Origin of the sequence: Sphingomonas sp., assembly GCF_042095875.1 — a bacterium.
Lineage (GTDB): Bacteria > Pseudomonadota > Alphaproteobacteria > Sphingomonadales > Sphingomonadaceae > Sphingomonas.
Window position 1 is genome coordinate 80,837 of the sequence record NZ_JBELMJ010000010.1, and the last position, 11,006, is coordinate 91,842.

The following is an 11,006-nucleotide window of genomic DNA, read 5'->3' on the forward strand; positions in this document are numbered from 1 at the left end:
GCCGCGTCAGTCCAGCCGCACCTTGCCGCGGCCGGCCTTGACCGCGCTGCGGCCCTTCTTCTCGTCGATGCGGCGTGCCTTGGCGGCGCGGGTCGGCTTGGTTTTCACGCGGCGTGCCTCGCGCTTCTCGGCCTCGGCGAGCAGGTCGGCGAGGCGCTGGCGCGCGTCCTGGCGGTTCGCATCCTGCGTGCGGAAACGGCGCGCGACGAGGACCAGCGTGCCCGACGCGGTCAGGCGGCTGCCGGCGAGCACGCGCAGCCGACGATAGGTTTCGGGCGAGAGGCCGAGGCGGAACACGTCGACGCGCAGCTGGCAGGCGGTGGCGACCTTGTTGACGTTCTGCCCGCCCGGCCCCGTCGCGGCGAGGAAGCGCTCGTCCAGCGCATCCTCGGGGATCTCAACCATCGAAGCCGAGCGCGCGGAAGCGGTCGGGCCAGGGGGCCGTGGCGGCGATCGGCTCCTTGGTCCCGCGCGGCACGGTGAGTTGGGCGGCGTGCAGCATCGTGCCGCCGGAGTGCGCGTGGCCGTAGGTGGGATCGCCGGTCACGGCGTGCCCGAGCCCTTCGAGCGCGTGGACGCGAATCTGGTGCGTGCGGCCGGTCTGCGGGCGGAACTCAACCAAAGCACGGCCGTCGTGCATGCCGAGCAGCGACCAGGCGGTGCGCGCGGCCTTGCCGTTCGGGTCGGTGGTCATCCACCAGCCGCGCTCGCGCGTCGACTGCTTGCCGAGCGGCAGGTCGATCATGCCTTCGGTCCCCTCCGGCACGCCGTCGAGGATCGCGAGGTAGCGTTTCTCGACCGCGCCGGCCTCGAACGCCTGCTGGAACCGCGCGTGCGCCTTGGGGTTGCGCGACAGGAGCAGGCAACCGCTGGTGTCGCGGTCGAGCCGGTGCACGGCCTGGGGCCAGCGCTGGAAGCCGAAGGTGAGGGAGTTCAGGTGATTTTGGAGAGAGATCGCGCCGTCGCGCGGGCGATCGACGGGGAGCCCGGCGGGCTTGTCGATCACCAGCGCCTCGCCGTCGAGAAACAATACGCGTTCACCGAGCATGTTGTGCGCTGTGCCACCGCGCGGGCGCGGCGGCTAGTGCTCGCGGCATCAGCGACGCTGATCGCTTGGCCGGCGGGGGCGCAGGTGTGCGCCGGAACGCCGCCGCCGGTCGCGGAGGACGGGCGCGTGCTGGGGCATCTGCCGTACGGCGACGCGCCGCCGGGCGAGCTGGCGGCGGTGCCCGCCGGGCTGGCGGTGAACGGTTGCACGCTGCGGCGCGAGGTGCTGCCCGATCTGGAACGGTTGCTGGCGGCGGCGTCGGCGAGCCCGGCGGTGGGCGGGCGCGTGCTGGCGCTGTCGTGCCACCGATCGATCACGCGGCAGGGCGGCGTGTTCTGCCGCGAGCCCACCGCCGACGCGGACACGCGCGCGGTATCGGTCGCGCCGCCGGGGCACAGCGAGCACGCGACGGGCTACGCGCTCGATTTCGCGTTCCGGCCGCGGTTGAACGATTGTCCGGACGCGGAGGCGTGCGTCGCCGCGACGCCCGCGTTCCGCTGGCTGCGCGCGAACGCGCCGCGCTACGGATTCGAGATGTCGTTCCCGGTCAGCAACACGCAGCGGGTGAAATGGGAGCCGTGGCACTGGCGCTGGGTTGGCACGAGCGCGTCGGCGCCGGGGGCGGCACGCGCGCGGCTGCTGTTCGCGACCGCGCGGCGGCGGTTTCCGGCGTCTCCGGGCGTGGACACCGCGGTCACGGTCGCTGAGGTGCCGGCGCCGCCGGTGTATCTGTCGCTACCCGCGTTCGATCCGAAGGCGCGGAAGCGGCGGCGGCGGTGAGGTTGGCCGATCGAAGGAACCGGACACCGTGGTCCCGGACATGATCCGGGATCTCGCTTCCGAGTTGCGGTCGAGAAGAAGCGGGCCCCCGGATCAAGTCCGGGGCGACGAAGGGGAGGTGACGGCCGGGCGAACGTGCCGCCCGGCCGTGCGCGTCACTTCAGCTTGGCGGCGAGTTCGGCGATGCGCTGGCCCTGGTAGCGCGCGCCGTCGAGTTCCTTGGCGTGCGGCTGGCGGCTGCCGTCGCCGTCGGCGATCGTCGACGCGCCGTAGGGCGTGCCGCCGAGCACTTCGTCGACGCCCATCTGGCCCTTGAACCCGTAGTCGAGCCCGACGATCGTCATGCCGTGGTGGAGCAGGTTGGTCAGGATCGAGAAGAGCGTCGTCTCCTGCCCGCCGTGCTGGCTGGCGGTAGAGGTGAAGGCACCGCCGACCTTGCCGACCAGCGCGCCCTTCATCCACAGCCCGCCGGTCGTGTCCCAGAACGCCGCCATCTGGCTCGGCATCCGGCCGTAGCGGGTCGGCGCGCCGACGATGATCGCGTCGTAGGCGGCGAGCGCGTCGGGACCCTCGATCTCCGGGTGGGCGGTGTCGGTCTGGAACCCGGCGGATTCGACGACCTGCTTGGGCGCGGTCTCGGCGACGCGGCGGATGTCGACCTCGGCGCCGCCGGCGCGCGCGCCCTCGGCGACCGCGTCGGCCATCTGCTCGACGTGGCCGTAGGAGGAGTAATAGAGGACGAGGACTTTGGTCATGGCGCGTTCCTTGATGCAGGTTGGTGGAGCCGTCCCGGCCACAATGCCGGGACGGCGGTTCGGTTCAGTCGCGGTGGTCGATCAGAGCGAGTCGACCAGCACCAGCTCGGCATCGTCGAGCGCGGTGATCGTCACGACCTGCCCGCCGTGGAGCGCGATGCCGTCGCGGCCCTCGTAGCGCTCGCCCGCGATCTCGACCGCGCCGGTGGCGGAGACGAGGTAGGCGTGGCGGCCTTCGCCGACCTCGTGGGTGACCTGCTCGCCCGCCTTGACGGTCGCGGCCAGCACGCGCGCCTCGGCACGGATCGGCAGCGCGTCGCCGTCGTCGGCGAAGCCGCTGGCGAGCGTCACGAAGCGGCCCGAGCGCTCGCCCTTGGGGAAGGGCTTGGCACCCCAGGACGGGCTGCCGCCGGTGCGGGTCGGCTCGATCCAGATTTGGAACAGCGTCGTGGGTTCGCTCTCGAGATTGTACTCGGCGTGGCGCACGCCCGAGCCCGCGCTCATCACCTGCACGTCGCCCGCGGCGGTGCGGCCGGTATTGCCAATCGAATCCTTGTGCGTGATCGCGCCGGAGCGGACGTAGGTGATGATCTCCATGTCGCGGTGCGGGTGCGGGGGGAAGCCGCTGTTCGGCGCGATCGTGTCGTCGTTCCAGACGCGGATCGCGCCCCAGCTCATCCGATCGGGGTCGTAATAGTTGGCGAAGGAGAAATGGTGCCGCGCGTCGAGCCAGCCGTGGTCGGCGTGGCCGAGCGACGTGAAGGGGCGGCGTTCGATACGGGTCGCGAGAGCGGTGTCGGTCATGATAGCCTCCGTTGTTGTTGAAGACATAAGCGCGACCATGGCGCGCGAAAACGGAAACGATTGAAACGGATCGTTTCAGCGGCTAGCAAGGCTGCATGCGACTGCCAGACCTGGAAGCATGGGCGATCTTCGCAGCGGTGGCCGAGCACCGGTCGTTCAGCGGCGCGGCCGAGGCGATCGGGCTGAGCAAGGCGACGGTGTCGAAGGCGGTGTCGCGGCTGGAGGCGCATCTCGGACAATCCTTGTTCCATCGCACGTCGCGGCGACTCGCACTGACCGAGGTCGGGCGCTCGCTGGCCGAGCGCGCGGCGCGGATGGTGGCGGAGGCCGAGGGCGCGGAGGAGTTCGCGCGCGATGCGGGGGCGGCGCCGGTCGGGCGCGTGCGGATGGCGGCGCCGATGTCGTTCGGCATCTCGAACGTCGCGCCGCTGGTCGCCGAGTTCCTGACGCAGCATCCCGGCATCGAGATCGAGCTGCACCTGTCCGACGCGCGGGTCGACATCGTCGCGGAAGGGTTCGACGTCGCGCTCAGGATCGCGGACCTGCCCGATTCGTCGCTGCGTGCGCGGCGGCTGTGCACGGTGGCGGCGCATCTGGTCGCCGCCCCCGCGTACCTGGCGGAGCACGGTACACCGACGCACCCGGCGCAGTTGGGGGAGCACCGGCTGCTCGGCTACACCAACGTAACGGGTCCGTGGCGCTTTCGCGGACCGGGCGGGGCGGAGGTGTCGGTCAAGGCGGAGGGGCCGCTGTCGTCCAACTCGGGCGACGCGCTGGTGCCCGCGCTGATCGCGGGGCTGGGAATCGCGCGATTGCCGGCCTTCATCCTGGGCGACGCGCTGACCGCGGGCATCGTGGTGCCGATCCTGCCCGAGTGGATGCCGGCGGGGATCGCGCTCCATCTGCTGACGCCGCCCAGCGCATTGCGCCCGGCGCGGGTCGAGGCGCTGATCGCGTTCCTGGCCGAGCGGTTGCGCGACTAGCCGCGCCGGGCGGCGTGCGCGGCGACTGTGCGGAACAGCAGGTCGAGGTCCGCGCGCGAGACGTCGAAGGTCTCGCCGAGATCGGCGAGCGCGCGGTCGATGTCCTCCGGATGCGGCACGCCCGAGGTTGGGCGCACGTGCCCCGGCGCGGGGGTAGGGCGGTGCGGGAAGCTGTGGCCAGACAGGCGATGGAACAGCATGCCCGCCGCTACCAGCACGACCGCGTTGGCCGCGACCGGCACGATTGCGAAGAACCAGCCCTGCGCCGCGACCGCGCTGCCGCCCAGCACTGCGAGCAGCGACGCCGCGCCGCCCGGCGGGTGGAGCGAGCGGGTGAGCGACATCAGCGCGATCGCAGCCCCGACCGCGACGCCCGCGGCGAGCGCGGGGTCGGGCACGACGCGCGCGACCGCGATGCCGGCGAGCGCGGACAGCAGATTGCCGCCGATCACCGGCCACGGCTGCGCCAGCGGGCTCGCCGGCACCGCGAACACCAGCACCGCCGAGGCACCCATCGGCGCGACGAGCAGCAGCGCGGGCCCGTGCGGCAGCAGCGCAGTGCATAGAGCGGCGGTGAGCGCGATGCCGGCGAGCGCGCCCAGCGCGGCGATCATCCGGTCGCGCAGGTTGGCGCCGGCGAGCATGGGGCGGAACAGCGTGATCATTGCGCGGGCTATGCGGCGCGCCAAGGCTGGGTTCAATCGTCGCTGGCACGGTCGGGGATCGCGCGTCATGCTCCGGCATGAAGGGAAGGCGCGCGCATGATGATCCTGGGACTGTTGTGGCCGACGTTCGCGCTGGTGGCGCTGGTGTTCGTCGTGTGGGGCACACTGTTCGTGCAGCGGATGGCGCACATGCGGCGCACCAGACCGAAGACGGCCGATTTTGCGAGCGGCGAGGCGGCGCGGCGCTATTTCCAGCCGGTCGAGCTGCCGGCGAACAACCTTGCCAACCTGTTCGAGCTGCCGGTGCTGTATTTCGCGCTGGTGCCGCTGCTGATCGTCACGGGGCAGGCGCATTTGCCGCAGGTGGTGCTCGCCTGGCTGTTCGTCGCGCTGCGCGCCGCGCACAGCTACGCGCACGTGGTGGCGAGGAAAGCGCCGCTGCGATTCATGCTGTTTCTGGGATCGTCGGCGGTGCTGATCGCGATGTGGGTCGGCTTCCTGGTCGATGCGGTGCGGATGGCGGGGGCGCTGGCGCAACCCTGATCGCGCGCGCGGCGTTGGCGCGGGTGAAGGAGAAGACCCGATGGCCGACACGTCCGACGACCAGCAGAAGATCTACGAGGAGTTCAACGACGCGGTGAACATGGCGCCGGCCGAGCTGGAGGAGTTCCTCGACACCGACGAGAGCAAGCGCGTCGGCTGGAAGGGCGAGGACGGTGACGGCGACGGCGAGAGCGTCGGGCACAAGTCGGGCAGGCGCATCGTCGAGATCAAGCGCACCAAGAAGGCCGATCTGAGCGACGACGATTACGCGCACATGCAGAAGGTGGTCGGGTACGTCCACCGCCACCTGGCGCAGGGCGGCCCGGCGGAGGACAAGGAACATTCCGACTGGCGCTACTCGCTGATGAACTGGGGTCACGATCCCGAGAAGGACTGACGCGCGCGGTCGTATCGGGCGGGGTGACGCGGGCGGTCGATCGTGGTTAACTGCGCGGAGCCGTAACGATCCGGACCTGCCGATGACCCGACGACCGACCCGTACCGCTCCCCTGCCGCGCGCCTGCCTGCCGCTCGTCTGCCTGCTGGTCGCGGCGGCGCCAGCGACGCCGCCGAGCTACGGCGCGCGGCTGGAACGGTTCGCTTATCCCTATCCGGTCAAGACGATGCCGCTGACCGTGGTCGGCGAGCCGGCCGAGATGGCGTACATGGACGTGGTGCCCGAGCGGCCGAACGGGCGCACTGTCGTGCTGCTCCACGGCAAGAACTTCTGCGGCGCGACGTGGGAGGCGACCGCGCGGCCGCTGGCGGACGCGGGCTATCGCGTGGTGATCCCCGATCAGCTGGGTTTCTGCAAATCGTCGAAGCCGCGCGCGATGCAGTATAGTTTCGAGGCGCTGGCAAGCAACACGGACAAACTGCTGAAATCGCTGGGGATCGCGCACGCGACGGTGATCGGTCACTCGATGGGCGGGATGCTGGCGATGCGCTACGCGATCATGTACCCGGCGGCGGTCGACCGGCTGGTGCTCGTCAACCCGCTGGGCCTGCGCGACCGGTCGGAGGACGGGCTGCCGTACACCGACGTCGACGCCTTGTGGGCGGGCGAGCGGCGCACGAGCGCGGCGTCGATCAAGGCGTACCAGCTCGAGAACTATTATCACGGCCAGTGGAAGTCGGCGTACGACCGCTGGGTGGCGATGCAGGCGGGGATGTACGCGGGGCCTGGGCGCGATCAGGTCGCGCTCGCGCAGGCGAAGACCAGTGAGATGATCAAGACGCAGCCGGTCGCGCACGAACTCTATCGCATCAAGGCGCCGACCACGCTGATCATCGGCACGCTCGACAAGACCGCGTTCGGGCGCGCGCAGGTGCCCACGTCGCTGCGCGGGTTCCTGCAGGCGATCCCACAGATCGCGCCGGAGGCGGCGCGCAAGATCCCGCGCGCGAAGCTGATCAAGCTGGACGGGCTGGGTCACTCGCCGCAGGTCGAGGACGCAGCGCGGTTCAATCGAACGCTGATGGGCGTGCTGAGCGGCGCGGCGGGTAGCTGACGGGCGGCGGATACGCGAAGAACGGCAGCGCGGGAGGGCCGGGCTGATTGTCGTTGGCGGCTGTCGGATGGTCGGGTTCGCGCCTGAGGCGATAGCAGGCGAGGACGAGCAGCAGCGCGGCGAGCGGTGCGACGGGGGAAGCGACCAGCGCCAGCGTGGCGACGGTGAGCGCGGTGTCGCGAGGCGTTCTCGAGCCCGCGGCGGCCCAGGCGGCGGCGGCGACGATCGCGGTGACGAGCAACACGATCCACGGTCCGGTGAGTGACGCGGGATAGGCGGTGAGCGCGCGCAGGTCGATCCAGTGCGCGCCCGCGAGCAGGCCGGCGCTCAGGCTCACGGCGGCGGCGGCGCGTGCACCGGATCGCCACGCACGCGCCGCCAGCAGCGGGAGCAGCACCGTCGCGAGCGGAGTCAGCGCGCTGCCGAGTGCCGCGCCGCACGCGAGTGTCGCGGCGGTACGCCTGGCGGTCGCGCGGCGTCGCGCGAGGGGGATGGGTAGGGTAGAGGCGTACACGATGCGCGTGATGCCACGACGCGGGTTGTCGCGCGGTTAAGAGCCACGTGCCGGAAACAAATAGCGGGGCGCCGCGGGGCGGCATTGACGCTCCCCACACTCGCGCGTATACGCGCCGACGTCCGATGGGAGGCGACTCCGGCGGGCAAGCTTGAACATTGCTGGATGCTTGAAGGACCGCGAGGGCCGTTGTCGGCTGCTCAGAGGTCCTTTTCGTATTCCAAGTGCTGTTATGGCTCCAGCAAAGTAACCGATGGAAAGGTGAAGGCTTCATGCCGACGATCAACCAGCTGGTCCGCAAGGGCCGCGAACCGCAGAAGGCCAAGTCGAAGGTCCCTGCGATGGAGCAGAACCCGCAGAAGCGCGGCGTCTGCACCCGTGTCTACACGACGACCCCGAAGAAGCCGAACTCGGCGCTGCGCAAGGTGGCCAAGGTCCGCCTGACCAACCAGCGCGAAGTCATCAGCTACATCCCGGGCGAAGGCCACAACCTGCAGGAGCACTCGGTGGTGCTGATCCGCGGCGGGCGCGTGCGCGATCTTCCCGGTGTGCGTTACCACGTGCTGCGCGGCGTGCTCGACACGCAGGGCGTCAAGGACCGCCGCCAGTCGCGGTCGAAGTACGGTGCGAAGCGGCCGAAGTAAGCCGTTTCCCGTTTCTTTACAGCTGATTGAAAGGTCTTCCTCATGGCGCGTCGTCGTCGTCCAGAAAAGCGTGAAATCCTGCCGGATCCCAAGTTTGGTGATGTTACGCTGTCCAAGTTCATGAATTCGGTGATGCTCGACGGCAAGAAGTCCGTCGCCGAGGGCATCGTCTACGGTGCGATGGAAACCGTCGAGACCCGCGCGAAGCGCGAGCCGATCGGCGTGTTCCACGACGCGCTGAACAACATCAAGCCGGGCATCGAGGTCCGTTCGCGCCGTGTCGGCGGTGCGACCTACCAGGTGCCGGTCGAGGTGCGTCCCGAGCGCGCGCAGGCGCTGGCGATCCGCTGGCTGATCGCGGCGGCACGTGCCCGCAGCGAGAACACGATGGCCGCGCGGCTGTCGGGCGAGTTGCTCGACGCGTCGAACAACCGCGGCAACGCGGTGAAGAAGCGCGAGGACACGCACCGCATGGCGGAAGCGAACCGCGCGTTCAGCCACTACCGCTGGTAAGTGGTTGGGCGCCGACCCGATGGTTGGCGCTCGCGGTAACATACACTATATGGGGTGGGCGGGTTCGCCCGCACTCCCGATAGCCGTTTTCCTCTGATTGCAGAGGCGTAGGGCCGAGCTTGGACAAGCTCGGCCCGAACGGCTAGGGGGCGACCTCGCAAACGTTGGCATCGCCGGGCTGATCCGGCACAGGAGTGAAGCATCATGGCCCGCAGCCATCCGCTCGAACTTTATCGCAACATCGGCATCATGGCGCACATCGATGCCGGCAAGACGACGACGACCGAGCGTATCCTTTATTACACCGGCAAGTCCTACAAGATCGGCGAGGTCCACGAGGGCACCGCGACCATGGACTGGATGGAGCAGGAGCAGGAGCGCGGCATCACGATCACGTCGGCCGCGACGACGTGCAAGTGGCGCGCCGAAGAGGGCAAGGGCCCCGAGCACCTGATCAACATCATCGACACCCCCGGCCACGTCGACTTCACGATCGAGGTCGAGCGTTCGCTGCGCGTGCTCGACGGCGCGGTCGCGTGCTTCGACGGCGTGGCGGGCGTTGAGCCGCAGTCGGAGACGGTGTGGCGTCAGGCCGACAAGTACGGCGTGCCGCGCATGTGCTTCGTCAACAAGCTCGACCGTACCGGCGCCGATTTCTACTTCTGCGTGCAGTCGATCATCGATCGTCTGGGTGCAAAGCCCGCAGTGCTGTACCTGCCGATCGGCATGGAGGGCCAGTTCAAGGGGCTGGTCGACCTGGTCGAGAACCGCGCGATCATCTGGCTCGAGGAGTCGCTGGGCGCGAAGTTCGAGTATCAGGACATTCCCGCCGACCTGACCGAGAAGGCCGCCAAGTATCGCAGCGACCTGATCGAGCTCGCGGTCGAGCAGGACGACGACGCGATGGAGGCGTACCTGGAGGGCAACGAGCCCGACACGGCGACGCTCAAGAAGCTGATCCGCAAGGGCACGCTGAACATGTCGTTCGTGCCGGTCGTGTGCGGCTCGGCGTTCAAGAACAAGGGCGTCCAGCCGCTGCTCGACGCGGTGGTCGACTATCTGCCGAGCCCGCTCGACGTGCCGGCGATCAAGGGCGTCAAGCTCGACGGCGAGACGCCGGACGAGCGTCCGTCGTCGGACGAGGCGCCGTTCTCGGCGCTGGCGTTCAAGATCATGAACGATCCGTTCGTCGGCTCGCTGACCTTTGCCCGCATCTACTCGGGCGTCCTCACCAAGGGTGGTTACCTGAACTCGGTGAAGGACAAGAAGGAGAAGATCGGCCGCATGCTCCTGATGCACGCGAACAGCCGCGAGGACATCGATGAGGCACGCGCGGGCGACATCGTCGCGATCGCGGGCCTGAAGGAGACGACGACGGGCGACACGCTGTGCGATCCGGCGCACCCGATCATCTTGGAGCGGATGGAGTTCCCCGAGCCCGTGATCGAGCTGTCGGTGGAGCCGAAGACCAAGGCCGACCAAGAGAAGATGGGCATCGCGCTCAACCGCCTGGCTGCCGAGGACCCCTCGTTCCGCGTCTCGACCGATCACGAATCGGGCCAGACCATCATCAAGGGGATGGGCGAGCTCCACCTCGAGATCCTGGTCGATCGCATGAAGCGCGAGTTCAAGGTCGAGGCCAACGTCGGCGCCCCGCAGGTCGCGTATCGCGAGTACCTGAAGAAGGCGGTCGACATCGACTACACGCACAAGAAGCAGTCGGGTGGTACCGGCCAGTTCGGTCGCGTGAAGGTGAAGCTGACGCCGGGCGAGCGCGGCGCGGGCATCGTCTTCAAGGACGAGATCAAGGGCGGTAACATCCCGCGCGAGTATATCCCCGCGATCGAGAAGGGTTTCCGCGAGACGGCGGCGACCGGCTCGCTGGTCGGCTTCCCGATCATCGACTTCGACATCGTGCTGTACGACGGCGCGTACCACGACGTCGACTCGTCGGCGCTGGCGTTTGAGATCACCGCGCGCGGTGCGATGCGTGAGGCGGCGCAGAAGGCCGGCATCACGCTGCTCGAGCCGGTGATGCGCGTCGAGGTCGTGACGCCGGAGGATTACCTCGGCGACGTGATCGGCGACATGAACAGCCGTCGCGGCCAGATCCAAGGTACCGACACGCGCGGCAACGCGCAGACGGTCGAGGCGATGGTCCCGCTGGCGAACATGTTCGGCTACGTGAACGCGCTGCGCTCGTTCACGCAGGGCCGCGCCAGCTACTCGATGCAGTTCTCGCACTA

At 69.3% G+C, this 11,006-nt stretch carries 14 protein-coding genes; 8 read left to right on the forward strand and 6 right to left on the reverse strand.

Annotated features, from left to right (window positions below; genetic code table 11):
• Positions 1-6: 6 nt before the first annotated feature.
• Positions 7-405 (reverse strand): alternative ribosome rescue aminoacyl-tRNA hydrolase ArfB, encoded by a 399-nt coding sequence (gene arfB, locus ACFDS6_RS05850; protein ID WP_375271179.1) that lies wholly within the window; start codon positions 403-405, stop codon positions 7-9.
• Complete coding sequence (locus tag ACFDS6_RS05855) at positions 398-1,048, reverse strand: RluA family pseudouridine synthase (RefSeq protein ID WP_375271180.1); 651 nt, start codon at positions 1,046-1,048, stop codon at positions 398-400. The genes arfB and ACFDS6_RS05855 overlap by 8 nt, the downstream gene beginning before the upstream one ends.
• A gap of 3 nt (positions 1,049-1,051) precedes the next feature.
• Here ACFDS6_RS05855 and ACFDS6_RS05860 point away from each other — a divergent pair, with 3 nt between their 5' ends.
• Complete coding sequence (locus tag ACFDS6_RS05860) at positions 1,052-1,828, forward strand: M15 family metallopeptidase (protein ID WP_375271181.1); 777 nt, start codon at positions 1,052-1,054, stop codon at positions 1,826-1,828.
• 155 nt (positions 1,829-1,983) lie between these two features.
• On the opposite strand, the gene wrbA is transcribed toward ACFDS6_RS05860, so the two are convergent.
• Entirely contained in the window at positions 1,984-2,583 is a 600-nt protein-coding gene (wrbA, locus tag ACFDS6_RS05865) for an NAD(P)H:quinone oxidoreductase (protein WP_375271182.1), read from the reverse strand.
• An 81-nt stretch (positions 2,584-2,664) separates the two neighbouring features.
• Positions 2,665-3,387: a pirin family protein gene (locus ACFDS6_RS05870; RefSeq protein WP_375271183.1), complete on the reverse strand. Its 723-nt coding sequence runs from the start codon at positions 3,385-3,387 to the stop codon at positions 2,665-2,667.
• A 95-nt stretch (positions 3,388-3,482) separates the two neighbouring features.
• On the opposite strand from ACFDS6_RS05870, the gene ACFDS6_RS05875 reads away from it, so the two are divergent.
• The gene (locus tag ACFDS6_RS05875; protein ID WP_375271184.1) at positions 3,483-4,370 is read left to right on the forward strand and encodes a LysR substrate-binding domain-containing protein; all 888 of its coding nucleotides are present in this window, start codon (positions 3,483-3,485) and stop codon (positions 4,368-4,370) included.
• On the opposite strand, the gene ACFDS6_RS05880 is transcribed toward ACFDS6_RS05875, so the two are convergent.
• On the reverse strand, positions 4,367-5,032 hold the full coding sequence (locus ACFDS6_RS05880; protein WP_375271193.1) for an HPP family protein: 666 nt from the start codon (positions 5,030-5,032) through the stop codon (positions 4,367-4,369). The two genes, ACFDS6_RS05875 and ACFDS6_RS05880, sit on opposite strands and share 4 nt — an antisense overlap.
• 99 nt (positions 5,033-5,131) lie before the next feature.
• On the opposite strand from ACFDS6_RS05880, the gene ACFDS6_RS05885 reads away from it, so the two are divergent.
• The 3 genes from ACFDS6_RS05885 (at position 5,132) to ACFDS6_RS05895 (ending at position 7,089) form a co-directional block, all read left to right on the forward strand.
• On the forward strand, positions 5,132-5,578 hold the full coding sequence (locus ACFDS6_RS05885) for an MAPEG family protein (protein WP_375271185.1): 447 nt from the start codon (positions 5,132-5,134) through the stop codon (positions 5,576-5,578).
• Between the two features lie 40 nt (positions 5,579-5,618).
• Positions 5,619-5,975 carry a DUF3140 domain-containing protein gene (locus ACFDS6_RS05890; RefSeq protein ID WP_375271186.1) on the forward strand — a complete coding sequence of 119 codons (357 nt, stop codon included), beginning with the start codon at positions 5,619-5,621 and terminating at the stop codon, positions 5,973-5,975.
• An 82-nt stretch (positions 5,976-6,057) separates the two neighbouring features.
• The gene (locus ACFDS6_RS05895; RefSeq protein ID WP_375271187.1) at positions 6,058-7,089 is read left to right on the forward strand and encodes an alpha/beta fold hydrolase; all 1,032 of its coding nucleotides are present in this window, start codon (positions 6,058-6,060) and stop codon (positions 7,087-7,089) included.
• Here ACFDS6_RS05895 and ACFDS6_RS05900 read toward each other — a convergent pair.
• The gene (locus ACFDS6_RS05900; RefSeq protein WP_375271188.1) at positions 7,043-7,603 is read right to left on the reverse strand and encodes a hypothetical protein; all 561 of its coding nucleotides are present in this window, start codon (positions 7,601-7,603) and stop codon (positions 7,043-7,045) included. The two genes, ACFDS6_RS05895 and ACFDS6_RS05900, sit on opposite strands and share 47 nt — an antisense overlap.
• A gap of 272 nt (positions 7,604-7,875) precedes the next feature.
• On the opposite strand from ACFDS6_RS05900, the gene rpsL reads away from it, so the two are divergent.
• From rpsL to fusA, 3 genes are all read left to right on the forward strand, one after another.
• Entirely contained in the window at positions 7,876-8,247 is a 372-nt protein-coding gene (rpsL, locus tag ACFDS6_RS05905) for a 30S ribosomal protein S12 (RefSeq protein WP_029936467.1), read from the forward strand.
• Between the two features lie 42 nt (positions 8,248-8,289).
• Positions 8,290-8,760, forward strand: a complete 471-nt coding sequence (rpsG, locus tag ACFDS6_RS05910; protein WP_375271189.1) for a 30S ribosomal protein S7 — start codon at positions 8,290-8,292, stop codon at positions 8,758-8,760.
• Positions 8,761-8,964: 204 nt separating this feature from the next.
• The coding region (fusA, locus tag ACFDS6_RS05915) for an elongation factor G (RefSeq protein ID WP_375271190.1) at positions 8,965-11,006 on the forward strand (2,042 nt) is incomplete at its 3' end.